19 protein-coding genes and 1 tRNA gene are annotated in these 24,376 nt (G+C 57.8%); 15 read left to right on the forward strand and 5 right to left on the reverse strand.

Annotation, left to right across the window (positions count from 1 at the left end):
- The first annotated feature begins 20 nt into the window (after window positions 1–20).
- The 12 genes from purU to pyrF all read left to right on the forward strand — a co-directional run bounded on the left by purU (window position 21) and on the right by pyrF (window position 14,329).
- A complete protein-coding gene (gene purU / locus MSNKSG1_RS04415; protein WP_008938042.1) occupies window positions 21–875 on the forward strand; it encodes a formyltetrahydrofolate deformylase in 855 nt (284 codons plus the stop codon).
- Between the two features lie 126 nt (window positions 876–1,001).
- Window positions 1,002–3,569 (forward strand): DNA gyrase subunit A, encoded by a 2,568-nt coding sequence (gene gyrA, locus MSNKSG1_RS04420; protein ID WP_008938043.1) that lies wholly within the window; start codon window positions 1,002–1,004, stop codon window positions 3,567–3,569.
- Window positions 3,566–4,648 (forward strand): 3-phosphoserine/phosphohydroxythreonine transaminase, encoded by a 1,083-nt coding sequence (gene serC, locus MSNKSG1_RS04425; protein WP_008938044.1) that lies wholly within the window; start codon window positions 3,566–3,568, stop codon window positions 4,646–4,648. Before gyrA ends, serC begins: the two co-directional genes overlap by 4 nt.
- A 2-nt stretch (window positions 4,649–4,650) precedes the next feature.
- Window positions 4,651–5,748 (forward strand): prephenate dehydratase, encoded by a 1,098-nt coding sequence (pheA, locus tag MSNKSG1_RS04430; RefSeq protein WP_008938045.1) that lies wholly within the window; start codon window positions 4,651–4,653, stop codon window positions 5,746–5,748.
- Between the two features lie 31 nt (window positions 5,749–5,779).
- Window positions 5,780–6,904 carry a histidinol-phosphate transaminase gene (gene hisC, locus MSNKSG1_RS04435; protein WP_008938046.1) on the forward strand — a complete coding sequence of 375 codons (1,125 nt, stop codon included), beginning with the start codon at window positions 5,780–5,782 and terminating at the stop codon, window positions 6,902–6,904.
- A 1-nt stretch (window position 6,905) separates the two neighbouring features.
- Window positions 6,906–9,134, forward strand: coding sequence for a bifunctional prephenate dehydrogenase/3-phosphoshikimate 1-carboxyvinyltransferase (locus tag MSNKSG1_RS04440; protein WP_008938047.1), 2,229 nt, complete (start codon window positions 6,906–6,908; stop codon window positions 9,132–9,134).
- Window positions 9,134–9,814 (forward strand): (d)CMP kinase, encoded by a 681-nt coding sequence (gene cmk / locus MSNKSG1_RS04445; RefSeq protein WP_040886643.1) that lies wholly within the window; start codon window positions 9,134–9,136, stop codon window positions 9,812–9,814. Before MSNKSG1_RS04440 ends, cmk begins: the two co-directional genes overlap by 1 nt.
- Before the next feature lie 130 nt (window positions 9,815–9,944).
- Window positions 9,945–11,636, forward strand: coding sequence for a 30S ribosomal protein S1 (rpsA, locus tag MSNKSG1_RS04450; protein WP_008938049.1), 1,692 nt, complete (start codon window positions 9,945–9,947; stop codon window positions 11,634–11,636).
- Window positions 11,637–11,767: 131 nt separating this feature from the next.
- Window positions 11,768–12,064, forward strand: coding sequence for an integration host factor subunit beta (locus MSNKSG1_RS04455; RefSeq protein WP_008938050.1), 297 nt, complete (start codon window positions 11,768–11,770; stop codon window positions 12,062–12,064).
- 55 nt (window positions 12,065–12,119) lie between these two features.
- Window positions 12,120–12,422 carry a LapA family protein gene (locus MSNKSG1_RS04460; RefSeq protein ID WP_008938051.1) on the forward strand — a complete coding sequence of 101 codons (303 nt, stop codon included), beginning with the start codon at window positions 12,120–12,122 and terminating at the stop codon, window positions 12,420–12,422.
- The gene (lapB, locus tag MSNKSG1_RS04465; protein WP_008938052.1) at window positions 12,422–13,591 is read left to right on the forward strand and encodes a lipopolysaccharide assembly protein LapB; all 1,170 of its coding nucleotides are present in this window, start codon (window positions 12,422–12,424) and stop codon (window positions 13,589–13,591) included. Before MSNKSG1_RS04460 ends, lapB begins: the two co-directional genes overlap by 1 nt.
- Window positions 13,592–13,609: 18 nt before the next feature.
- Window positions 13,610–14,329, forward strand: a complete 720-nt coding sequence (gene pyrF / locus MSNKSG1_RS04470) for an orotidine-5'-phosphate decarboxylase (RefSeq protein ID WP_040886644.1) — start codon at window positions 13,610–13,612, stop codon at window positions 14,327–14,329.
- Window positions 14,330–14,865: 536 nt separating this feature from the next.
- Here pyrF and MSNKSG1_RS04475 read toward each other — a convergent pair.
- Together MSNKSG1_RS04475 and MSNKSG1_RS04480 are read right to left on the reverse strand one after the other, a co-directional pair.
- Window positions 14,866–14,941 (reverse strand) — tRNA-Asn (locus MSNKSG1_RS04475).
- A gap of 70 nt (window positions 14,942–15,011) precedes the next feature.
- Window positions 15,012–16,196 carry a pyridoxal phosphate-dependent aminotransferase gene (locus MSNKSG1_RS04480; RefSeq protein ID WP_008938054.1) on the reverse strand — a complete coding sequence of 395 codons (1,185 nt, stop codon included), beginning with the start codon at window positions 16,194–16,196 and terminating at the stop codon, window positions 15,012–15,014.
- A gap of 190 nt (window positions 16,197–16,386) precedes the next feature.
- On the opposite strand from MSNKSG1_RS04480, the gene uvrB reads away from it, so the two are divergent.
- Entirely contained in the window at window positions 16,387–18,447 is a 2,061-nt protein-coding gene (gene uvrB / locus MSNKSG1_RS04485) for an excinuclease ABC subunit UvrB (RefSeq protein WP_008938055.1), read from the forward strand.
- Here uvrB and rimI read toward each other — a convergent pair whose 3' ends face one another.
- On the reverse strand, window positions 18,448–19,566 hold the full coding sequence (rimI, locus tag MSNKSG1_RS04490) for a ribosomal protein S18-alanine N-acetyltransferase (RefSeq protein WP_008938056.1): 1,119 nt from the start codon (window positions 19,564–19,566) through the stop codon (window positions 18,448–18,450).
- A gap of 200 nt (window positions 19,567–19,766) precedes the next feature.
- Between rimI and MSNKSG1_RS04495 the strand changes: the two genes are divergently transcribed.
- A complete protein-coding gene (locus tag MSNKSG1_RS04495) occupies window positions 19,767–21,266 on the forward strand; it encodes a RimK family protein (protein WP_008938057.1) in 1,500 nt (499 codons plus the stop codon).
- Between the two features lie 15 nt (window positions 21,267–21,281).
- Here MSNKSG1_RS04495 and MSNKSG1_RS04500 read toward each other — a convergent pair whose 3' ends face one another.
- Window positions 21,282–22,442 carry a cation diffusion facilitator family transporter gene (locus MSNKSG1_RS04500; protein WP_040886645.1) on the reverse strand — a complete coding sequence of 387 codons (1,161 nt, stop codon included), beginning with the start codon at window positions 22,440–22,442 and terminating at the stop codon, window positions 21,282–21,284.
- 417 nt (window positions 22,443–22,859) lie between these two features.
- On the opposite strand from MSNKSG1_RS04500, the gene MSNKSG1_RS04505 reads away from it, so the two are divergent.
- Window positions 22,860–23,888 (forward strand): quinone-dependent dihydroorotate dehydrogenase, encoded by a 1,029-nt coding sequence (locus MSNKSG1_RS04505; protein ID WP_008938059.1) that lies wholly within the window; start codon window positions 22,860–22,862, stop codon window positions 23,886–23,888.
- Window positions 23,889–24,036: 148 nt separating this feature from the next.
- Here the strand turns inward: MSNKSG1_RS04505 and rmf are convergent, their stop codons facing one another.
- Window positions 24,037–24,249, reverse strand: a complete 213-nt coding sequence (gene rmf / locus MSNKSG1_RS04510) for a ribosome modulation factor (protein WP_008938060.1) — start codon at window positions 24,247–24,249, stop codon at window positions 24,037–24,039.
- Between the last annotated feature and the right edge of the window lie 127 nt (window positions 24,250–24,376).

Genomic DNA, 24,376 nt, shown 5'->3' on the forward strand with positions numbered 1-24,376 from the left:
TCAAGTTAAGGAAAGGCTTCATGGAGCATACCTATCGTCTTGTGATTTCCTGCCCGGACCGGGTCGGAATTGTCGCCAAGGTAAGTAATTTCCTGTCCACATATAATGGCTGGATCACTGAGGCAAGCCATCATTCGGACACCCAGGCTGGCTGGTTTTTCATGCGGCACGAAATCAAGGCCGAGTCCATTCCGTTCGGGCTCGACCAGTTCCGCGCGGCATTCGAACCGATCGCCCGGGAATTCAATATGGACTGGCGCATCGAGGATTCGGCCCGTCCGAAACGGGTGATCCTGATGTGCAGCAAGGAATCCCACTGTCTGGCGGATCTCCTTCATCGCTGGCACAGCAAGGAGCTCAATGCGGAGATCGTGGCCGTCGTGTCCAACCACGATGACCTTCGTCGGATGGTCGAGTGGCACGAGATTCCCTACCACCACGTGCCGGTCAGCAAAGAAAACAAGGCCGAGGCCTTCGCGCACATCGAGGGACTGTTCGAGCAGTACGAGGTGGATGTCGTCGTGCTGGCCCGTTACATGCAGATCCTGCCTGCGGAACTGTGCGGAAAATACGCCGGTCGTGTGATCAACATCCATCACAGTTTCCTGCCGTCCTTTGCGGGTGCCCGTCCGTACCATCAGGCCTACAGCCGTGGCGTCAAGCTGATCGGTGCCACCTGCCACTACGTGACCCAGGATCTCGATGAAGGGCCGATCATCGAACAGGACGTTATCCGGATCAACCACAGCGACTCCATTGAGGATATGGTTCGTCTGGGCAAGGACGTCGAGAAAAACGTTCTGGCCAGGGGGCTTCGCGCCCACGTTGAGGACCGGGTCATTACCTACGAAAACAAGACCGTGGTGTTTGGTTAAGCCAATGTCTCGGTTGCCCCGTGGCGGGGCTGACTGTGGTATGCTTGGCGGCTTGTTGAAGAATAACGACGGGGGCTGACAAAGCCTTCTGCACGACTTCCAGATAACGCAAAGGAACCTTTCTCGATGGGTGAGTTAGCCAAAGAGATCCTGCCGGTAAACATTGAAGACGAGTTGAAACAGTCCTATCTCGATTACGCCATGAGTGTAATCGTCGGCCGAGCGCTGCCGGATGTACGAGACGGCCTCAAGCCGGTACACCGTCGGGTACTGTTCGCCATGTCCGAGCTGGGCAATGACTGGAACAAGGCGTACAAGAAATCGGCCCGTGTGGTCGGTGACGTTATCGGTAAATACCACCCCCACGGCGACTCCGCGGTCTACGACACCATCGTGCGCATGGCCCAGCCGTTCTCTCTGCGGTACCCGCTGGTGGATGGTCAGGGTAACTTCGGCTCCATTGATGGCGATAACGCCGCAGCCATGCGTTACACCGAGATTCGCATGGAGAAGATTGCCCACTCCCTGCTGGCGGATCTGGACAAGGAGACGGTGGACTACGTCGACAACTACGACGGCACCGAGCGGATACCCGATGTATTGCCCACCCGGGTTCCGAATCTCCTGGTGAATGGCTCCTCCGGTATTGCCGTGGGTATGGCGACCAACATCCCCCCACACAACCTCACCGAAGTCGTCAATGGCTGCCTGGCTCTGATCGATAATGCCGATCTGACCGTGGACGAGCTCATGGAGTACATCCCGGGCCCGGATTTTCCGACCCAGGGCATTATCAACGGCCGTGCCGGTATCGTTGAGGCGTACCGGACAGGGCGTGGCCGGATCTATATCCGGGCCCGTCACGAAATCGAGCAGGACAAGAAAACCGGTCGCGAATCCATCATCATTACCGAGCTGCCGTACCAGCTCAACAAGGCCCGGCTGATCGAGAAAATCGCAGAGCTGGTGAAAGAGAAGCGCGTTGAGGGCATTTCCGAGCTGCGGGATGAATCCAACAAGGAAGGCATTCGTGTTGTGATCGAACTGCGTCGCGGTGAAAACGCCGACGTTGTGATCAACAACCTGTTCGCCCACACCCAGCTGGAGACGGTGTTCGGTATCAACATGGTGGCGCTGATCAATGGCGAGCCCAAGATCCTGAACCTCAAGGAAATGCTGGATGCGTTCCTGCGTCACCGCCGGGAAGTGGTCACCCGCCGGACCATCTACGAGCTGCGCAAGGCCCGCGAGCGCGGCCACATCCTGGAAGGCCTGACCGTTGCGCTGGCCAACATCGACGAAATCATCGAGCTGATCAAGCAATCGCCGACCGCGGCCGAAGCCAAAGAAAAGCTGATGGACAAGGGTTGGGCGCCGGGCGACGTTCTGGCGATGCTCGAACGCGCTGGTGAGGATGCCTGCCGCCCGGATGATCTGCCGGAGATCTATGGGCTCCGTGAGGGGCTCTACCATCTCTCTCCGGAACAGGCCCAGGCCATTCTGGACCTTCGCCTGCACCGCCTGACAGGCCTGGAAACCGAAAAGCTTCAGAACGAATACAAAGACATTCTGGAGAAGATCGCCGATCTGCTGGACATTCTGGGTGATCCGGAGCGTCTGCTTCAGGTTATCCGCGAGGAACTCGAGGCGATCGTCAGCGATTATGGCGATGAGCGTCGCACTGAAATTACCAGCTCGCGTCGGGATCTGACCATCGCTGACCTGATTGACGAAGAAGATCTGGTGGTCACGATTTCCCACGGCGGTTATGCCAAGACCCAGGCCGTTGAAGATTATCAGGCCCAGCGCCGTGGTGGACGTGGCAAGGCGGCGACGTCGATGAAAGACGAAGATTTCATTGAAAAGCTGCTGGTGGCCAATTCCCATGACACCATCCTGTGTTTCTCCAACCGGGGTAAGGTGTACTGGCTGCGTGTGTTCGAGATTCCCCGTGGTAGCCGTGGCTCCCGTGGGCGTCCAATGGTCAACATCCTGCCGCTGGATGAAGGAGAGCGCATCACTACCTTCCTGCCGGTCAGGGACTATCCGGAAGACCAGTTTGTCCTGATGGCGACGTCCAACGGTGTGGTCAAGAAAACGCCGCTGCCGAACTTTTCCCGTCCGCGCAGTAGCGGCCTGATCGCTCTGAATCTTGATGACGGCGATACGCTGGTGGGCGCGGCAATCACCAAGGGTGATGCCGAAGTCATGCTGTTCTCCAGTGCAGGCAAGGCGGTTCGTTTTGCCGAGGATCAGGTCCGTCCCATGAGCCGGACCGCTCGTGGTGTACGTGGTATCCGGATGCCGGAAGGCAAGCACGTGGTGTCGCTGATTATCCCGGAAGAGGGCGGCGTCATCCTCACCGCCAGTGAGCATGGTTACGGCAAGCGCACGGCCATCGACGAGTTCCCGACATACAGTCGCGGTAGTCAGGGTGTTATCGCCATGCAGTGTTCCGAGCGTAACGGTGACCTGGTCACGGCGTTGCAGCTGTTTGACGGCGACGAGATGATGCTGATTTCCGACAAGGGTACGTTGGTCCGTACGCGGACCGATGAAGTATCGGTGCTCAGCCGGAATACCCAGGGCGTGCGCCTGATTCGTCTGGCCCAGGAAGACGAGCGTCTGGTGGGTGTCGAGCGGATCGCAGAATCCGATGATGAAGAGATGGAAGGCGAGGAAAGCGAAGAATGAGCAGGGCGTTCAACTTTTGCGCAGGTCCGGCAACGTTGCCGGAACCTGTGTTGAAACAGGCCCAGGAGGAAATGCTGGACTGGCGCGGTACCGGAATGTCGGTGATGGAGATGAGCCATCGCAGTGACGAGTTCGTGGCGATCGCTGAAACAGCAGAAAAAGATCTCCGTGAATTGGCCGGAATTTCAGATGATTACGCGGTTCTTTTCATGCAGGGTGGAGCTTCCAGCCAGTTTTCCACCATCCCCCTGAACCTGCTCGGCGAGAAAGCGTCCGCGGACTACATCAACACCGGTATCTGGTCCAAAAAGGCGATCGCGGAAGCCAAACGCTATGGCACTGTGAACGTGGCGGCCAGTTCCGAGGATTCCGGCTTTGTAACGATCCCTGACCAGTCTGCGTGGCGAACCAGCGCCGATGCGGCCTATCTCCACTACACGCCGAACGAAACGATCGGTGGTCTGGAGTTCGATTTTGTGCCAGACAGTGGTGACGTGCCGCTGGTTGCGGACATGTCCTCCACCATGCTGTCGCGCCCGGTGGATGTCTCCCGTTTCGGGCTGATCTACGCCGGTGCCCAGAAAAACATCGGTCCCTCGGGCCTGGTCGTCGTCATTATCCGAAAGGACCTGCTTGGCAAAGCGCGAAAGGAAACGCCGACGATGATGAACTATCAGGTCATCGCCGACAACGCTTCCATGTATAACACGCCGGCCACCTATTCGTGGTACCTGGCCGGACTCGTGTTCAAGTGGCTGAAGGAGCAGGGTGGCGTCGAGGCCATGGGCGAGATCAATTATCGTAAGGCGAAAAAGCTCTACGACTTCATCGACGATAACGACTTCTATGCCAATCCCATCGAGCCACGGTTCCGTTCCTGGATGAATGTGCCGTTCACGCTGGCGGACGATGCCCTTAACGGTGAGTTCCTGAAAGGTGCGGATGCGCGGGGGCTGCTCAATCTGAAAGGTCATCGCTCTGTTGGTGGTATGCGTGCCAGCATCTATAACGCCATGCCGGAAGCCGGCGTGGATGCGTTGATTCAGTACATGAGCGAATTCGCCAGGGAGCGCGGCTGACCATGACTGATGAGAAAACCCGGCTCGCCGAGTTGCGGGACCAGATCGACAGCATTGATCAGCAGATCATGGATCTGATCAGTGCCCGTGCCGCCTGCGCCCAGGAAGTGGCCAATGTCAAAATGGCTGCCAACCCCGGACAGGACGTGTTCTTTTATCGTCCCGAGCGCGAGGCGCAGGTGCTTCGCCGTATCAAGGAGCAGAATCCGGGGCCGCTGGCGGACGAAGAGATGGCCCGGCTGTTCCGGGAAATCATGTCGGCCTGTCTCGCTCTGGAAAAACCGATGCATATCGCCTTCCTGGGGCCGATTGGCACCTTTACCCAGGCCGCGGCGCTCAAACATTTTGGCCATTCAGTGGTCAGTGTGCCGCTTCCCGCGATTGATGCGGTTTTCCGCGAAGTCGAGTCTGGCGCAGCACACTATGGGGTGGTGCCTGTCGAGAATTCGACCGAGGGGATGATCAATCACACCCTGGATATGTTCATGTCGTCGCCGTTGAAGATCTGCGGCGAGGTTCAGCTGCGTATCCATCACCACCTGCTGGTGTCGCCGGAAAGCAAGGATCAGGAAATTACCCGGATCTATTCCCACCAGCAGTCCTTTGCGCAGTGCCGCCAGTGGCTTGATACCCACCGGTACGGCATCGAGCGGGTCACTGTTTCCAGTAATGCGGAGGCGGCCCGTCGTGCGGCGGAAGAGCCGGGCACCGCAGCCATTGCCGGTGACATGGCTGCCGAGCTGTACGGTCTCGAAAAGCTGGCAAACTGTATCGAGGATCGTCCGGATAACACCACCCGGTTCCTGATTATTGGTCGCGAGGAAGTCTCTGCAAGCGGCCACGACAAATCGTCCATCCTGGTGTCGATGCGCAACAAACCCGGCGCGCTTTACCAGTTGCTGGAACCCTTCCATCGTCACGGCATCAGCCTGACCCGCATCGAGACGCGTCCGTCGCCCAGTGGTACCTGGGCTTACGTTTTCTACATCGATTTTGAAGGTCACGTCGAGGACGAGCAGGTCCGGAAGGTGCTTTCAGATGTGGATGAGGAAGCGGTGGAGCTGAAAAAACTTGGCTCCTATCCCATTGGTGTCCTTTAAATCCAGGTAAATCGGTTCGGAGGAAGATGGCATGGCCGTGGATTACCAGAGTCTGGCTGTCAGGGGTGTGCAGGCTCTGTCACCGTATCAGCCGGGCAAGCCCATAGAAGAACTGGCCCGGGAGCTGGGCCTCGAGCCCTCTGGCATTATCAAGCTTGCCAGCAATGAAAACCCGTTGGGCCCCAGTGAGAAGGCGCTGTCGGCGGCCCGGAACGCGCTCTCCGAACTGTGTCTGTATCCGGACGGCAACGGCTTCGATCTGAAGCGGGCATTGTCCGAACGGTATGGCGTCAATCCTGACCAGATAACCCTGGGTAACGGCTCGAATGACGTTCTTGAAGTGATTGCGCGCTGTTTCGCCGATTCCGACGCCGAAGTGATCTATTCCCAATACGCATTCGCGGTCTATCCGCTGGTGACCCAGGCCATTGGTGCCCGGGGTGTGTCCGTTCCGGCCCGAGACTGGGGGCACGATCTGGAGGCGATGGCGAATGCGGTGACCGACCGGACCCGTCTGGTATTCGTTGCCAACCCGAATAACCCCACTGGCACGGTGCACACTGCGGACGCCATCGAAGCATTTCTGGAGCGTATCCCGGAGCGGGTCCTGGTTGTGCTTGACGAGGCCTATTGTGAATACCTGACCGGCGATGAGTATCCGGATGGCGTTCGACTGCTCTCCCGGTTTCCGAATCTGATTGTCTGCCGGACGTTTTCCAAGGCCTGGGGGCTTGCGGCCCTGCGGGTTGGATACAGCCTGAGTTCGCCGGAGATTGCCGATATCCTCAATCGTGTCCGGCAGCCATTCAATGTCGATACGGTGGCGCTGTCCGCCGCCACCGCCGTTCTGAGCGATGAGGATTATCTGGTTCGTTCACGGGAAGTGAATGCGGCGGGGCTCATTCAGCTCGCAGACGGTTTTGATCGATTGGGGTTGTCCTATATCCCGTCCGTCGGGAATTTCATCGCCGTGGACGTGGGTGAAAAGGCCGGGGCAGTCTATCAATCCCTGCTGTCCCAGGGTGTGATCGTTCGGCCGATCGGCGGTTATGGGATGCCTGGACATCTTCGTGTCTCCGTGGGACTGCCGGAGGAAAACGCCCGGTTCCTGGAGGCCTTGTCGACGTCTTTGAACGAGTCAGGGCAGGGAGTCTGAAGTGGGTGAGGAGAAGCCGCTTTTCGCCCGTGTTGCCATTATCGGTCTCGGTCTGATCGGCGGTTCCCTGGCCTGTGCGCTCAGGCAGCGTCGACTGACCGGCGAAGTCGTCGGTTTTGACAAGCGGGCCGATGAACTGGCTTTGGCCGCCGAACTCGGAGTGATCGACAGGGCCTCGGGTTCTCTGGCGGAAGCTGTTCAGGGAAGCGACCTGGTGGTTCTCGCCGTGCCGGTCCGTGCGACCCGCTCTGTACTGGAGGCTCTCAAACCTTATCTGGATTCGGATGCTGTGCTGACAGACGTGGGCAGCACGAAATCCAGTTTTGTGTCAGATGTCAGGGCCGTTTTTGGCGAACTTTCTCCCCGGGTCATCCCGGGGCACCCCATCGCAGGCTCTGAAAAAAGCGGGATCCGGGCGGCCAATCCGGAGCTCTTTTCCCGTCACAAGGTGATCCTGACCCCGGCGCCGGATACCAACGCAGACGCGCTTGAACGCCTGAAGAGTCTTTGGGAAGGCTGCGGCGCCACTGTGCTGACCATGTCCGTCGACTACCACGATGAAGTGTTGGCCGCGACCAGTCATTTGCCGCACCTGATTGCCTTCTCCCTGGTGGACACCCTGGCCGGCGAGGATGAGAATATGGATATTTTCCGCTACGCGGCAGGCGGCTTTCGGGATTTCACCCGCATCGCAGCGAGCGATCCGGTCATGTGGCACGATATCTTCCTGTCGAACCGGGATGCCGTTCTCCGGGTTATCGATCACTTTACTCATGATCTTGATCAGCTTCGTACGGCGATTGCCAGCGGTGACGGGGCGACAATGCTGCGGGTCTTCAGTCGCGCCAAGGCGGCGCGGGAACATTTTTCAAAGATGCTTTCAGGGCAGGCGTACGTGACAACTAACAGCGATAAACAGGTAACCTTCCAGCTCACGCCGGGCGGGGCCATCACGGGCGACATTCGTGTCCCCGGCGACAAGTCCATGTCCCATCGATCCATCATGCTGGGTGCCCTGGCGGAAGGGATTACCGAGGTAAAAGGGTTTCTCGAGGGCGAGGACAGCCTGGCCACCCTGCAGGCTTTCCGGGACATGGGCGTGACCATTGAGGGCCCGGATAACGGCTTTGTGCGTATTCACGGGGTGGGTATGCAGGGTCTTCAGCGCCCGCGTGGGCCACTCTACGTCGGAAACTCCGGTACTGCCATGCGTCTGTTTGCCGGTCTCCTGGCGGCCCAGTCGTTTGACTCGGAGCTGACCGGGGATGCCAGCCTGTCGAAGCGACCCATGGGGCGTGTGGCGGATCCGCTGAGGGCCATGGGTGCGGTCATAGAAACGGCTGAAGGCGGACGGCCTCCCCTGAAAATTCGCGGTGGCCGGACACTGACCGGTATCCATTATGAAATGCCTGTTGCCAGCGCGCAGGTCAAGTCCTGCCTGTTGCTGGCCGGCCTTTATGCCGAGGGCGTAACATCGGTGACCGAGCCGGCCCCCACGCGGGATCATACAGAGCGAATGCTCGCCGGCTTTGGCTATCACGTCCATCGGGACGGTGCGACGGCCAGTGTCACCGGTGGAGGAACGTTGACCGCCTGCGCGATCGACGTTCCGGCCGATATCTCATCAGCGGCGTTCTTCCTGGTGGCTGCGAGCATTGCACCAGGCTCCGACCTGGTTCTCCGCCACGTTGGAATGAATCCGACCCGGGTTGGCGTGATCAACATCCTCCAGAAAATGGGCGCGAACATCGAGATTCTGGAAGAGCGGGAAATCGGTGGCGAGCCCGTCGCCGACCTGCGTGTTCGCTCAGCCGAACTCCGGGGCATTGATATTCCGGAAGATCAGGTACCACTCGCCATTGATGAATTTCCGGTTCTCTTCATTGCGGCGGCTTGTGCTGGGGGTCGCACGGTACTGCGCGGAGCCGAGGAGTTGCGGGTCAAGGAGAGTGACCGGATCCAGGTGATGGCGGACGGCCTCGCTGCCGTAGGCGTTGAAACCACGGTGACTCCGGATGGCATTGTTATTGACGGTGGCCAGCCGATCGGAAGCGGTACCGTGAACAGTCATGGCGATCACCGTATCGCGATGGCTTTTGCCGTGGCCTCGCTCCGGGCAACTGGCCCGATCAAGGTTGAGGATTGTGCCAACGTGGCGACGTCCTTCCCCGGTTTCGTCGAGCTGGCAAGGCAAACCGGAATCCAGATCACCGCAGAAGGTAGCGAATGATGTCGGATAACAAAGCTCCGGTGATTACCGTTGATGGCCCGGGCGGTGCCGGGAAAGGGACCATCACGCAGATGCTGGCGCAAAAGCTGGGCTGGTCTCTCCTGGACAGCGGTGCACTTTATCGGTTGACGGCGCTTGCCGCCGAGCGTCAGGGCGTTTCCCTGGAGGATGATGCCGGCCTGGTTGAAGTCGCATCGTCGCTGGATGTGGCCTTCGAGCCGACGCCGGTTGGCGAGCCGGTACGGGTCTTGTTGGCAGGCGAGGATGTCACCGCCGAGATCCGTACGGAAAGCTGTGGCAACAATGCGTCCAGGGTGGCGGTGAAGCAGCCGGTCCGCGATGCCCTGCTGCAAAGGCAGCGGGATTTTCGCAAGAACCCCGGACTTGTTGCCGACGGTCGGGATATGGGGACGGTCGTGTTTCCGGATGCGCCGGTCAAGATCTTCCTTACGGCCAGCGCCGAAGAGCGTGCCCGGCGACGTTTTAATCAGTTGAAGGAGGCGGGTGTCGATGTTAACATTGATGCCCTTTTAGAGGAGATACGGGCTCGTGACGAGCGGGATATGAACCGTTCCGCAGCCCCTCTCAAGCCTGCAGATGATGCGCAAGTCATTGATTCTACGGGTTTGAGCATAGAAGAGGTGTTGGACAGGTGTATGGCCGCTGCAGGTCAGGCCTGACTACACCTTTTTGTCGTTGGAATGCCGGATGCAGTGATTATTGCCAGCCATTGGCTGCTCCCGGCAATCGTTAACAGACCGTGTTGCTGGCGACACGGAGTACACTTGCGTTGATCACATAGGACACATAATGAGCGAGAGCTTTGCGGATCTTTTTGAAGAAAGCCTGAAAGAAATTGACATGCAACCGGGTTCCATCGTCCAGGGAACCGTAGTTGACGTCGACAACGACTGGGTCACCGTTAACGCCGGACTGAAGTCCGAGGGCGTTATCCCCGCCTCCCAGTTCCTCAATGAAAAAGGCGAGTTGGAAGTAGCTGTCGGCGACGTTGTCGATGTGGCTCTCGATGCTGTTGAAGACGGCTTCGGTGAAACCCGTCTGTCCCGCGAGAAGGCCAAGCGTGCCGAAGCGTGGAAGGTTCTGGAGAAGTCCTTCGAAGCCGAAGAAGTTGTCAAGGGCGTGATCAATGGCAAGGTCAAGGGCGGTTTTACTGTCGACCTGTCTGGTATCCGTGCCTTCCTGCCGGGTTCACTGGTAGACGTTCGTCCGGTTCGCGACACTGCGCACCTGGAGAACAAAGAACTGGAATTCAAGGTTATCAAGCTCGACCAGAAGCGGAACAACGTGGTTGTTTCCCGTCGTGCCGTTCTGGAAGCCGAGAACAGCGAGCAGCGTGAAGCCCTGCTCGAGACCCTGACCGAGGGTATGGAAATCAAGGGTATCGTCAAGAACCTGACCGACTACGGCGCGTTCGTAGATCTGGGTGGCGTTGACGGCCTGCTGCACATCACCGACATGGCCTGGAAGCGCATCAAGCATCCGAGCGAAATCGTGAACGTTGGCGACGAGATCAACGTCAAGGTTCTGAAGTTCGACCGTGAGCGCAACCGTGTATCCCTGGGTCTGAAGCAGCTGGGTGAAGATCCCTGGGTCGACATCAAGGGTCGTTATCCGGAAGGTTCCAAGGTTACTGCACGCGTAACCAACCTGACCGACTACGGCTGCTTTGCCGAGCTGGAAGAGGGTGTTGAAGGTCTGGTACACGTGTCCGAAATGGACTGGACCAACAAGAACATCCATCCGTCCAAGGTTGTTCAGGTCGGTGACGAAGTAGAAGTCATGATCCTGGATATCGACGAAGAGCGTCGTCGTATTTCCCTGGGTATCAAGCAGTGCGTGTCCAATCCCTGGGAAGACTTCTCCAGCAAGTTCAACAAGGGCGATCGCATCTCCGGTAAGATCAAGTCTATTACTGACTTCGGTATCTTCATCGGTCTGGAAGGCGGTATCGATGGCCTCGTACACCTGTCTGACATCAGCTGGAACGAGACTGGCGAAGAAGCCGTACGCGAGTACAAGAAGGGTGACGAAGTCGAAACCGTTATCCTGTCTGTTGATCCCGAGCGCGAGCGTATCTCCCTGGGCATCAAGCAGCTGGAAAGCGATCCGTTCGCCGAGTTTGTACAGCTGAACGACAAGGGCTCCATCGTCAAGGGCACCGTTTCTGCAGTTGACGCCAAAGGCGCGACCGTGGCCCTGAACGATGAGGTTGAAGCGGTACTGAAAGCCTCTGAAATCAGCCGTGACCGTGTTGAAGATGCACGCAACGCGCTGAAGGAAGGCGAAGAAGTCGAAGCGAAGATCATCAGCATCGATCGCAAGAACCGCGTCATCAACCTGTCCATCAAGTCAAAGGACGTTGAAGACGACAAGCAGGCGCTGGAAAGCGTTCGTAGCAAGGCGGCTGAATCTTCTGGTGCGACCACCATCGGTGATCTCATCAAGGAGCAGATGCAGCAGCAGAACGCCAACAAGGAATAAATTTCCTGTCAGCGTGAAAAAAACGGGCTCTAAGAGCCCGTTTTTTTTGTGTTTTTTTCTGGTTTGGCTAAACTAGGGCAATGGGTATGCGGTAATAGGCTGCCGAATAATAAGGAAGAGGGAAGCGCCTCATGACGAAGTCCGAACTGGTCGAACTGATTGCATCCAAGCAAACCCAGTTGTCTGTTAAAGATGTTGAGCTGGCGGTTAAAACCATTATTGAGCATATGTCCCAGTCGCTCGCAGATGGTCAGAGAATTGAAATTCGGGGATTTGGCAGTTTTTCCCTTCACCATCGGGCAGCAAGGGTTGGGCGTAACCCGAAAACCGGCGAAGCCGTGAACCTGCCGGCCAAGTATGTGCCGCATTTCAAGCCGGGCAAAGAGCTTCGCGAACAGGTAAACGATAGCCTGAAAAAAGGCTTCTAGAATTCAACAGGGAACACTAACCCCGGGCCAATAAGGTCTTTGGAGTGCTATCACTATGGCAGGATTACAGAAGATCCTCATTATTCTGTTGGTACTGGTCCTGGTATTGCTGGCACTTGTGTTCTCGCTGAATAATCAGATGGCGGTATCACTCAACTTCCTGTTGTTTGAAACCCAGCCCCATGGTGTTGCTGTCTGGATTATTATGGCGTTTGTCATAGGCGCGCTTTTTGGTGTGTTGATGACTGTGCTGGCGACTGTTCGAACGTCAGTATCGCGCCGTACCCTCAAAAAGCGACTCGATCGAGCCGAGCAGGCATTGGAAAAGACCAGGGCCGAGAACGACCGGACGCTTTAATGGATATTGTGTTTCAGTGGCTGCTATTGACGGTAGCGGTTGCAGCGGGCTGGCTTGCGGGTCGGCTTGGCAGCCATAGCCGGCGTTCCCAGACCTCCATAGCTGACGAAGAATCCGTCCGCGATCGCCTCCAGTTCCTGTTTACCAACTACTCGGATCAGGCGGTCGAGAATTTCGTGCAGTCTCTTGCGGTCAACAAGGAGACCGTCAGCCTCCATCTTTCGATCGGTAATCACTTCCGAAATAAAGGCGAGACGGATCGCGCCATTCTGATTCACCAGAACCTGCTGGCTCGTCCGGAATTGCCCGGCCGATACTCGCCCCAGGTCACCATGGAGCTGGCCCTTGATTATATGAATGCCGGCTTGCTGGACCGGGCAGAGGCGTTGCTGCATCAGATTCTTGGCGATCGGGAATATGGTCGCGAGGCAGCCATGCACCTCATCGAGTTGTATCAGCAGGAGCGGGAGTGGGGCAAGGCGGCGGATGTGGCCAGAACCCTGACCCGGGGTGATTCGGATCCCGGATTGTTCAAATCCCTTGCCTATATTACCTGTGAATTGTCCGAACAGGCGCTCAAGCGGGATGATCGCTGGACGGCTCAGAAACTCGCCAAGGAGGCTCTGGAGTACGATCGCTCCTGTGTTCGGGCCACTCTGATTCTAATGAACCTTCATATTCGCCAGGGCGGTTTCAGGGAAGCCGGAAAAGAAAGCCTTAAAGTGTTCGATCAGAACCCCGAGTTCGGGCCTGAAGCCATTGATCGACTGATGAAGCTCGAGCATGAACACGGTGATGTAGGCCGCCTCGGCAAGAGGCTTCGCAAACTGTATGAAAAGTATCCCAGCACCAGTCTGTTACTTGCTCTGGTGGAATCGGTAGAGCGTTCCGCCGGCCGGCCGGCTGCCATCGATCTGCTGCGCCAGGAATTGGAAGTACGCCCGTCGGTCCGTGGGCTATTAAGACTGGTTGAGCTTGCCGGCTATGAAAAAGGCATGACCACTGACGAAGGACGTCTGGTCAGCCGGATCGGACATCTGCTTCTGGCAAACCGTCCTGTTTATCGTTGTGTGAGCTGTGGTTTTTCCGGGCAGCAGCTCCACTGGTTGTGTCCCAGTTGTAAACAGTGGGAAACCATTCGTCCCATCCAGGGCGTAGAGGCCGAATAACCCTTATTCAATCGCAGGATGTTACCCGTGCAATCGTCCATCGACCCCAAAATCATCGTTGCCCTCGACTTTCCATCCCAGGATCCGGCTCTCGCATTGGTGGATCGGCTTGATCCGTCCAAATGTCGGCTGAAAGTTGGCAAGGAGTTGTTCACCCGTTCGGGACCGCAGCTCGTCCAGACTCTTCAGCGCAAGGGCTTTGATGTCTTTCTGGATCTGAAATTTCACGATATCCCCAATACGACGTCGGCCGCCGTTGCGGCTGCTGCGGATCTGGGAGTCTGGATGGTTAACGTCCACGCCTCCGGTGGCGAGAAGATGATGGTTGCCTGCCGTGAGCGGCTGGAAACCTTTGGTGCTGAAAAGCCGCTGCTGATCGCGGTAACCGTGCTGACCAGTATGGGCGCTGAGGACCTTGCAGGCATTGGCATTACGGACTCCCCGGAAATCCAGGTCTCCCGCCTCGCGACCCTGACCAGAAACTGCGGCCTTGATGGCGTTGTCTGTTCCGCCCAGGAAGCGCCAAAGCTGAAAGCGGAGCAGGGCGCTGATTTCAAGCTGGTCACTCCGGGTATCCGCCCGCTGACCGCCGATAAGGGCGACCAACAGCGCATCATGACGCCCACAGATGCCCTCAAAGCCGGTTCCGATTACCTCGTAATCGGCCGTCCGATTACCCAGGCGCCGGATCCTCTGGCTGCCCTGGAGGATATCCATTCTGAGGTGATGGGGCTCTGATTTCGTCGGACTTTTAATCCTGCCCCAGCCATCGAGTTTCGGTGGCGTGGGACAGCTGGCAGGGCTTTCCAAAACACGCTACAAGCACATCCATGTGCGCTTGTTTCGGGCCATCCATGGCCCTCTACAGTTTTGGAAAGCCCTGCCAGCTGTCCCGTTTTGATCTCCCAGTTGCCCTCTGTTTATTGAAAGGCGTAGGTCAAACTGCGCTGCTCGCTCCCCTCGCTGCCTATCGCTCGGCGGTTTGCATAAATTCGGTCAATATACAGTGGTATATCTTTCAGGACCGGATCGGTGGTGTGGGGCCGCCCTCCCAAAAATGTCTGTGGCCAGGGATGGCCACAGTCAAGCGCACATGGACGTGCTCGTAGCGGTTTTTGGGAGGGCGGTCCCACGCCGCCAGCCCCAACACACGAAGGCTAGGGCAGGAGCAGAAATTATCAGCGAGGGGGCGGTCAAAAACGTGGTACCAAGATGCCAAAAAAGAGGCAATAAAAAACCCGCTAACTCAGAGAATTAGCGGGTTTTCAGAATAGTGGCTCCCCGAGCTGGGCTCGAACCAGCGACAAACGGATTAACAGTCCGTTGCTCTACCAACTGAGCTATCGGGGAACGTCGTCGTGTGACGAGGCGCGTATATTAAGTTGGCGATACGGCCCCGTCAACCCCTGGCGGGAACTTTTTAGCCCAGCGCCTTCTGCAGCCGTTCAACGGCTTTCTGCAGGTTCTCCATGCTGGTGGCGAAGCTCAGACGCATGTGTCCTGGCGCGCCGAATGCCGAGCCAGGGACGATGGCGACTCCGGCTTCCGACAGCATCTTTTCGGCGAATTCCACGTCCGTGCTGACACTGTTGTCCGAATCGATGGCGCCCTGGAAGCTGGGGAACACATAGAAGGTGCCGTCACCATGGAGGCATTCCACGCCGGGCAGCTTGTTCAGTGCCTCGACCAGCCAGTCGTGACGTTCCTTGAACGCCTTGACCATCTCGCCCACGCACGCCTGGTCGCCGTCCAGAGCGGCCGTGGCCGCTGCCTGGGAGATCGAGCAGGGGTTGGACGTACTCTGGGACTGGATTTTTTTCATGGCGCCGATGATTTTCGCAGGGCCTGCCGCATAACCGATGCGCCAGCCCGTCATCGAATACGCCTTGGAGACACCGTTGAGTACAAAAGTGCGGTCGTAGAGTTCCGGACAGGCGTTGACGATGTTGCAGAACGGCTTCCCGGTCCACAGGATCGGCTCGTACATGTCGTCCGTTGCGATCATGATGTTCGGGTGCTTCTTCAGGACCTCGCCGATCGCCCGCAGTTCTTCCAGGGAGTAGGCCATGCCGCTCGGGTTGGACGGGCTGTTGATCACGAACAGGCGGGTACGATCGGTGATCGCGTCTTCCAGTTGTTCCGGTGTGATCTTGAAGCGGGTTTCCGCGCTGGTCTCGATAATGACCGGCTTGCCCTCTGCCACGAGCACCATGTCCGGGTAGGATACCCAGTAAGGAGCCGGGATGATCGCTTCGTCACCCGCGTTCAGTGTTGCCAGGGCAAGGTTGAAAAAGCTTTGTTTGCCACCACTGCTTACCAGTATCTGGTTGGCTTCATATTCCAGGCCGTTGTCCCGTTTGAACTTCGCAATAATCGCTTTTTTCAGGGCGGGCGTACCATCCACGGCGGTGTATTTGGTCTGGCCGTTCTGGATGGCCTCAATGGCCGCCTGTTTGATGTGTTCGGGGGTGTCGAAGTCGGGCTCGCCGGCGCCAAGGCCGATGATGTCCTGGCCTGCCGCACGAAGTTCTGCGGCCTTGTTGGTCACGGCGAGAGTGGGAGAGGGCTTGATAGCCTGTACTCGGCTGGAAAGTTGAAGGTCCAAACTTTGAGCTCCTTAAAGCTGCGTCTTATTGGGCTTCGATCGGCCGGGAGGAGTCTCAGTGTCTGGCTGAATTTCGCCCAGCCGTCGATCGCAACGATGGTATCATGAAGCCAGCGTAACGCTAAATTTCTCGAAGGCATTAGTCCGTCCCGGACTGACGCCCGTCAAGACCGGAGGTTGTCCGCCCCTTATGGCCAGTAAAGAATCCGTTGCCGCCAAAGACGGTGTGTTCAGAGTCGATTCGCCCTACAAGCCGGCCGGTGACCAGCCCAAGGCCATCGAGGGGCTGGTGGATGGTATCCATTCCGGGCTCGCCCACCAGACACTGCTCGGGGTGACCGGCTCGGGCAAGACCTTCACGGTGGCCAACGTGATCGAGCAGGTCCAGCGGCCCACGATCATCATGGCCCACAACAAGACGCTGGCAGCGCAGTTGTATGGTGAGTTCCGGGAGTTCTTCCCGGACAATGCCGTGGAATACTTCGTGTCCTACTACGACTATTACCAGCCTGAGGCGTACGTGCCTTCGTCCGATACCTTTATCGAGAAGGATGCGTCGATCAACGAACACATCGAACAGATGCGACTGTCGGCGACCAAGGCGCTGCTGGAGCGGCCCGATGCAATCATCGTCGCCACGGTATCCTCGATTTACGGCCTCGGTGATCCCCAGTCCTACCTGAAGATGATGTTGCACCTGGACCGGGGTGACCAGATCGACCAGCGTTTCATCCTGCGTCGGCTCGCGGAGCTTCAGTACACCCGGAATGACGTGGAATTCCATCGTGCCAACTATCGGGTGCGGGGCGATGTCATCGATGTATTCCCGGCTGAATCCGAAAAGGAGGCGATCCGGATCGAGTTGTTTGATGATGAGGTCGAGAACCTCAGCTACTTTGATCCCCTGACCGGTGAAGTATTACGGCGGGTGCCGAGGGTGACCATCTACCCGAAGTCCCACTATGTGACGCCGCGACAGACGGTGCTCGATGCGGTGGAACACATCAAGGTGGAACTGGACGAACGTTTGCAGCAGTTGCGGGACAACAACCGGCTGGTCGAAGCCCAGCGCCTGGAGGAGCGTACGCGCTACGACATCGAGATGATGCTGGAGCTGGGCTACTGCAACGGCATCGAGAACTATTCCCGCTACTTGTCCGGTCGCCGTCCCGGCGAAGCGCCGCCCACGCTGTTCGATTACCTGCCACCGAATGCGCTGCTGGTAGTGGATGAATCCCACGTGACCATTCCCCAGATCGGGGCCATGTACAAGGGTGACCGGTCCAGGAAAGAGACGCTGGTGGAATATGGTTTCCGGCTGCCTTCAGCGCTGGATAACCGCCCAATGCGCTTTGAGGAGTGGGAGCGCATTGCGCCCCAGATGATCTTTGTGTCGGCGACGCCGGGGCCCTATGAGGCGGAGCATGCCGGACAGGTCGTAGAGCAGGTGGTCCGTCCGACGGGGCTTCTAGATCCGGAGATTGAGGTGCGGCCGGCCTCCACGCAAGTGGATGATCTGCTGTCGGAAATCCGGGCCCGCGTATCTGTGGAGGAGCGGGTGCTGGTGACCACGCTTACCAAACGGATGGCGGAAGATCTGACCGACTTTCTGATGGAGCACGATGTCCGGGTACGGTACCTGCACTCGGACATCGATACGGTGGAGCGTGTGGAAATCATCCGGGATCTGCGACGCGGTGAGTTCGACGTGCTGGTCGGCATTAACCTGCTCCGGGAGGGCCTGGACATGCCGGAGGTCTCCCTTGTGGCCATTCTCGATGCCGACAAGGAAGGATTCCTGCGCAGCGAACGATCCCTGATCCAGACGATTGGCCGTGCCGCCCGGAACGTGCATGGCAAGGCCATTCTGTATGGCGACCGGATCACCGGCTCCATGCAGCGAGCCATTGACGAAACCGAGCGTCGCCGTGCCAAGCAGGAAGCGCATAACGAAGAGCAGGGCATTACCCCTCAGGGACTGAACAAGAAGATTGCCGACATCATGGAAGGCGCCGCAGGTGGCGGCGGCCGTGGGCGTCGTCGTGCCGAGCGGCCGGGCCAGAAGGCGGCTGAGGAAGCTGAACAGTATCGGGCAAAAGCCGGAAATCGATCGCCCGAGGAAGTGCTCAAGGAAGTGGCCCGTCTTGAGGACGAGATGTACAAGGCGGCTTCCGATCTGGATTTCGAGACTGCCGCACGTCTGCGGGACGAGATTTCCGAGCTGAAGGAAGCGGCACTCCGGACCGGCTGATCAGCCGGTCCTTCGGGGGCCTACAATAACCGCTGCCTGCAGGGGCTGGTTTCGACCGTACCGGGACATCCGGGTAAAGATCCTCCGGTCCACCGGCAGGTACTGTTTGTCCGCCACGGTCTCGCCCGCCTCCACATCGATCTCCGGATCGTGCAGATAGACGAACTGGTCGTCCATCGCACAGACGGTCACCCAGTGAGGGATCCGGCTTCGGTTGAGCTGCCAGGTGCTGATCAGTATCACGGGAATGCGTCCCTCGTGGAGCGCGGTTTCCATGCCCTCGAGCGTCAGGGGGTCGTGATGAAGTTCGATACCGGTCTGCCCGATATCCTGCACGAACCCCTCATGCACCAGCTCCAGCACGCGTTTCTTGTCTTCATTCCTGACGGTGTCCTTGAACAGGGCCCCCTCCTGGCTGATCCAGGCGCTGGCGTAGAAGCCCCGGTGCCATGCGGCCAGCGCAAGCCCATGGGGGCCACAGCCCCCGTGGCCTGAAAGCATGAAAATGGTGGTTGCTTCGCGCCATATCTTCAGCTCCTCGCCGGTGTTTAGTGGTTGGTGCTCATCCACCGCGGCCATGGCCATAAGCAGGGCGGAAGGACCACAGGTGAACTCGGTGGTCTGGGGATAGTAGGGCACCGGCGGGAATTCCCGGGATGGTTCGTAGTAAAGGATCCGGCGTTCGAACCGCAGTGCGTTACCGTGGTCCTCGTAGTAGTCGCGGTAGGTCCCGAATTGCCGGTAGCCGAGGCGCTTGTAGAGGTTGATCGCGCTTCCGTTGTCTTCGCGGACTTCGAGTCGCATGACGATCCGGTCTGCGTCCACCGCTTCCTGTTCCGCTTCCTGAACTAGCTTTTCCCCGATACCCCGGCCACGCGCGTCCGGGGAAACGGCAATGGAGTAGATCCGTGCCAGGCGCGTGGCCGCATTCATCAGGACCAGGCAATAACCCACCAGTTGGTCGTCCAGCTCCGCGACAATCAGCCGGTCCCTTGGCATTTCCAGAAAGCGGCGGAAGCTCCTGCGGGAAATCCGGTCTTCATGGAAGCTCCGGTTTTCCAGTGCCAACAGAGCGTCCAGGTCGTCGCTCTCTGCCTGTCGAAGTACAACCTCAGCCATGTTGGTCGGTGCCTTGCTATGGGTTCGTGTGGGCATGCTGGCGGGCTTCCCTCTTGGCGCTATTATGGTAGAGAAATGCGTCGACACAAGGGGCGTACTCATGCGTAAAAGCACGCATTCCCGCCTGGTTGTGTGGATGTGGGCTCGAGCGTATTGTTGCGCAAAATATCGGCACGACCTTCAGGGAGGAATGCCATTTCATGTCCCGTTTGCTTATTGTTGTCGACCGCGCCACGGACTGGGCGCCTTATTATCCCAGCGAGGACGTGCTCACGTTCGAACAGTACCTCCATTTTACCTCCTCCGGAACGGCTCGGGTCCGTGTCATCAACCTGTGTCAGAGTGCCCGTTACCTGAGTCAGGGATACTATTGCTCCCTGCTGGCGGAAGCCCGCGGGCACAACGTTGTGCCTTCGGTGATGACGCTGAATGATCTTAGCCGGAAAGGGCTGTTTTCACTGGAGCTGACCGAGCTGGATCCCAGCGTGATTCAATGGCTTGAGGAATCCGGGGCCAGAGTTCGCCCGGGTCATGATGACAGTGGTGCCACCCACGAAGTCCGGGTGCGGACCTACTTTGGCCAGGTTCAGCATCCTGAGCTCAAGCCGGTCGCCAGGGCGTTGTTCGAACATTTTCCCTGTCCCGTTCTTGAGGTTGTATTCAAGCGCCGGAAGGCCTGGCAGATTGAGTCCATGCGCCCGGCGTCTCCTGCGGATCTTTCAGAGAGCGAGCAGGACGTATTTGCTGCTGCCCTGGATCGATTCAGTACTATCGTCTGGCGGAAGCCCAGAACCCGACGCCGGTATCGATTCGATCTGGCTATGCTGGTCAACCCTGATGAAGCCATGCCGCCGAGTGATGAGGCAGCTCTGAAACGCTTCGAGAAAGCGGGGCGGAAACTGGGAATCAATGTGGAACGGATTACCCGCCGGGATTACATGCGCCTGCCGGAATACGACGGTCTTTTCATTCGTGAGACCACCGCCATTGATCACCACACCTACCGATTTGCACGCAAGGCGGAGGCGGAAGGCCTGGTAGTCATCGACGATCCGGTCTCCATTCTGCGCTGCACCAATAAGGTGTTCCTGGCCGATCTGCTGAAAAACAACAAGGTGCCGACCCCGCGAACCCTGATTATCTCGAAGGATCAGAAAGACGCGGTGGATCGTATCGTCAGCGAGTTGGGCTTCCCCGTGGTGATCAAGATCCCCGATGGCGCCTTTTCCCGGGGAGTCACCAAGGCGAAAGACGAAAAAGAACTCAAGGCCGGGCTGCGCGACCTGTTTCGGCAGTCCGCCCTGGTGCTGGCCCAGGAGTATCTGTACACCGACTATGACTGGCGGATCGGGGTACTTGGCGGACGTGCGATATACGCCTGTAAGTATATGATGGTGAAGGGGCACTGGCAGATATACCAGCACGGTGAGTCCCGGGTGGAAAGTGGCGGATTCGAGACCCTTCCCACTTTTGAGGTGCCTCGCAACGTGATTCAGGCTTCGCTGAACGCGACCCGTTTGATTGGCAACGGTCTTTACGGTGTGGACCTCAAACAGTCCGGCAACCGGGTGGCCGTTATTGAAGTCAACGACAATCCGAGCATCGATTCCGGCGTTGAGGACAAGTTCCTTGGCGGCGAGTTATATACCCTTGTGATGCAGGAATTTCTCTCAAGGATGGAAGCAAAGCGCCGGGCCTGATGAGGCCCGGTTGTTTCAGTCTTCGCCGATCCAGACGCGGACACTGCCGAACCAGGGGTAGCCGGAGAGTGTTTCGCGGACCTGCTCGGATGTTATACCACCTGTCTTATCAGGTGAGTCGAAGAACAACTCCAGGTGCACCTGATTTCTCAGGTAGTGCAGGCGGATGCGACTGTCGACAGGCAACTCCCCGAAATGCCGTGTGAGGGTCTGGAGAACATCCTGCCGCGAGGGTAGTGCTTCCGAGGTCGGCATTTCGTCCTCGTCATTCTCGGCATCGATATGAAAGTTGATGTCGCGGATGTTGTCCAGGGTATCGCGCATTCCAGATACGACCCGCATGCCGATCTGGTGCCCCTCGGACACACTGATCTCCGGCCGAACCACGAGGTGCACGTCCAGAAGAATGTCGTGCCCCATCCGGCGGCTGCGCAGTTCGTGAACGTGACGTACGCCGTCGGTCTCACGGGCAATGGACTTGAGCATCTCGGTATCCTCTACCGAGAGTCCGGTATCGACCAGTTCCTTTACGCTGTCCCAGGTGAATTTCCAGCCGATGTGAATGATGATGAGCGCAATCACGACCGCCGCCAGCAGATCAAGCCAGACCCAGCCCAGCATCGCGCCTGCCGTGGAGGCCAGTACCACCACTGATGAGAAGGCATCGGTACGGCTGTGCCATGCATTGGCAATGATCAGATCGGAGCGGATGGCCTGGCCAACCCGACGGGTGTAGTGGTAGATCCACTCCTTGCCGGCAACGGACAGCCCCGCGGCAACAAGAACCGGCCATTCCGGGACCTGATCAGCACCACCCTCAAAAAGACGTATCAGGTATTCCCAGCCCAGGGCCGCGCCGACAGCAATCAGAATACTGCCCAGCAGCAATGTGCCGAACGTTTCGATTCGCTGGTGTCCATAGGGGTGATCTTCATCCGGTTCCTGACGGGAAACCCGCATGACTCCCAGAACCAGAAGATCGGACGCAACGTCGGTGAACGAATGAACGCCATCGACTACCAATGCCTGGGAATGAAAAAGTACACCTCCGATGACTTTTATCACACCCAGTACTGCATCGAGGATCATTCCTATAATGGTGACCCGGGCAGCAGCTTTCATTTCGCCGTTCAAAGCCTCCTGACTTTGTCGAGCGGGCGAGGCGGGTTGTTCCATTCATGACACTCCGGTGGAATCTGAGGGGGCGAGTATACCCCTAAACAGGGAGGCTTGTGAGGGGGGCGCGTCTGCATTACCGGCTTGGCTAATTGTGCGATTTATGCACATGGTTGCGAATTGATGACAGAGTTCTCAAATTGGCGCATCACTGGGAAAAACCCGAAAGACCTCTATAAGACACTGAAAAATAAGGATAAAATAACTGGTTAAAAAATGATCAATCTGTAGACTGGCGCAGTTATCAAGGGCTGGCAACGCTTGCCCCTCGATTTTCAACAGGGTTATCCACAGATTTCGTGGAAAAGCGTGTGGGAGGTTCGTTCTTCAACCATTTACGTGTCATGGAAGGTAAACACGGGATGCTGTGGAAAACTTCCGGTATACTCCCGCAGCAGATTTTGCTGGAGTTTCAAGATGTACGGTGCTATTCGAAACCTTCTGTTTCGCCTGCCTCCCGAACAGGCTCATAACCTGGCGTTGAGCAGCCTCGATCTTGCGCAGAAGCTGGGCATGCTCAGCCTTTTTGCCCCGAAGATAGATGCATTGCCTGTCAATGTTATGGGGCTGGATTTTCCCAACCCGGTTGGTCTGGCGGCCGGGCTCGACAAGAATGCGGATCACCTCGATGCACTCGGTACGCTGGGATTCGGTTTTATTGAAGTGGGCACGGTCACGCCCCGTCCTCAGCCGGGTAATCCTCAGCCGCGGATGTTTCGGCTGCCGGAGCACCAGGCGATCATTAACCGGATGGGGTTCAATAACGAAGGTCTCGATCACCTGATTGATCGGGTCCAGCGGCGGAAATATAAGGGTATCCTCGGCATAAACGTGGGTAAGAACAAGGACACTCCCGCCGACGAATCCGATTCGGACTACCGTCGTGGGATTGCTGCGGTCTATGCCCATGCAGACTACATCACCGTCAATGTTTCTTCGCCGAATACGCCGGGCCTGCGGGATCTTCAGTTCGGCGATGCTCTCAAGACGCTGTTGAGCGCTATCAAGCAGGAGCAGCTGCGGTGTGAGCAACAGTTTGGTCGTTATGTACCGATTGCTGTGAAAATCGCTCCGGATATGGACGACACGGGTATCCGCTTCGTTGCAAATGCTTTGATCGAGACCGGACTGGATGGCGTTATCGCAACCAACACCACCATCAGTCGAGATGCGGTCGCCGGCCACAGGCATGCAGAGGAAGCCGGAGGCTTGAGTGGTGCTCCGGTTCGCGAGGCGTCGCTGAGGGTGATACAAGGGCTGTATGCCGAGCTCGGAGAGCGCCTGCCAATTATCGGCGTTGGCGGTATTAACGACGGCGAGAGTGCGGCGGAGAAGGTGCGCGCCGGGGCGAAACTGGTACAGATCTACACCGGTTTCATTTACCGGGGTCCGGCACTGATCGGAGAAGCGGTGGAAGCCATCCGGCAGGAGATTTCCGGGAGCTGAAAAAAAGATGGGCCCGCCAAGCGGGCCCTTGCGGGGAATGAACCCCGTTGCGCTTCTTCGCATGGTACGGGGCGGGAGGCCCCGTTTGGGTTGCTCTTGCTACTGCATCAAATTGTGTAAAAAGATCAGATCAGGTTTCGGGGTTTGTCTAGGCAGACGTTACGTCGGCCAGCCTGTGGATACCGGATACGCCGGTCATGCCCTCCCAGTTATCTTGTCGGCCTTCACGCCACCCGTTTAACCATTCCTGGCGGACCTCGGGTTGTTCAATCGGGCAGGTGTCTTTGGATTTACCGGACACGCCAGCGAGATAACCCCGCTTGTATGCACGAGCGTGCATGTCTCTTTTCTGTCTTTTCATGCCGTTCCTCACTGATGGATTAACAGAACAAGCGTGTACACTTCTGCAGTGACCGTGGCAATTGGATTTCCCTCCGGGATAACCCACTATTGCCAGCTCAGGCCAGAGCAGTCAGGATCCTGTTAAC

The organism is Marinobacter santoriniensis NKSG1 (assembly GCF_000347775.1).
In the GTDB taxonomy this organism is placed as follows: Bacteria; Pseudomonadota; Gammaproteobacteria; order Pseudomonadales; family Oleiphilaceae; genus Marinobacter; species Marinobacter santoriniensis.

Excerpts from the sequence above, each read along its gene's own strand:
- gyrA (WP_008938043.1), top strand. The coding sequence starts at position 1,002 with ATGGGTGAGTTAGCCAAAGAGATCCTGCCGGTAAACATTGAAGACGAG.
- hisC (WP_008938046.1), top strand. The coding sequence starts at position 5,780 with ATGGCCGTGGATTACCAGAGTCTGGCTGTCAGGGGTGTGCAGGCTCTG.
- purU (WP_008938042.1), top strand. The coding sequence starts at position 21 with ATGGAGCATACCTATCGTCTTGTGATTTCCTGCCCGGACCGGGTCGGA.
- rmf (WP_008938060.1), bottom strand. The coding sequence starts at position 24,249 with ATGAAAAGACAGAAAAGAGACATGCACGCTCGTGCATACAAGCGGGGT.
- MSNKSG1_RS04455 (WP_008938050.1), top strand. The coding sequence starts at position 11,768 with ATGACGAAGTCCGAACTGGTCGAACTGATTGCATCCAAGCAAACCCAG.
- pheA (WP_008938045.1), top strand. The coding sequence starts at position 4,651 with ATGACTGATGAGAAAACCCGGCTCGCCGAGTTGCGGGACCAGATCGAC.
- cmk (WP_040886643.1), top strand. The coding sequence starts at position 9,134 with ATGTCGGATAACAAAGCTCCGGTGATTACCGTTGATGGCCCGGGCGGT.
- pyrF (WP_040886644.1), top strand. The coding sequence starts at position 13,610 with ATGTTACCCGTGCAATCGTCCATCGACCCCAAAATCATCGTTGCCCTC.
- rimI (WP_008938056.1), bottom strand. The coding sequence starts at position 19,566 with ATGGCTGAGGTTGTACTTCGACAGGCAGAGAGCGACGACCTGGACGCT.
- lapB (WP_008938052.1), top strand. The coding sequence starts at position 12,422 with ATGGATATTGTGTTTCAGTGGCTGCTATTGACGGTAGCGGTTGCAGCG.
- serC (WP_008938044.1), top strand. The coding sequence starts at position 3,566 with ATGAGCAGGGCGTTCAACTTTTGCGCAGGTCCGGCAACGTTGCCGGAA.
- uvrB (WP_008938055.1), top strand. The coding sequence starts at position 16,387 with ATGGCCAGTAAAGAATCCGTTGCCGCCAAAGACGGTGTGTTCAGAGTC.
- MSNKSG1_RS04500 (WP_040886645.1), bottom strand. The coding sequence starts at position 22,442 with ATGGAACAACCCGCCTCGCCCGCTCGACAAAGTCAGGAGGCTTTGAAC.
- rpsA (WP_008938049.1), top strand. The coding sequence starts at position 9,945 with ATGAGCGAGAGCTTTGCGGATCTTTTTGAAGAAAGCCTGAAAGAAATT.
- MSNKSG1_RS04495 (WP_008938057.1), top strand. The coding sequence starts at position 19,767 with ATGTCCCGTTTGCTTATTGTTGTCGACCGCGCCACGGACTGGGCGCCT.
- MSNKSG1_RS04505 (WP_008938059.1), top strand. The coding sequence starts at position 22,860 with ATGTACGGTGCTATTCGAAACCTTCTGTTTCGCCTGCCTCCCGAACAG.
- MSNKSG1_RS04460 (WP_008938051.1), top strand. The coding sequence starts at position 12,120 with ATGGCAGGATTACAGAAGATCCTCATTATTCTGTTGGTACTGGTCCTG.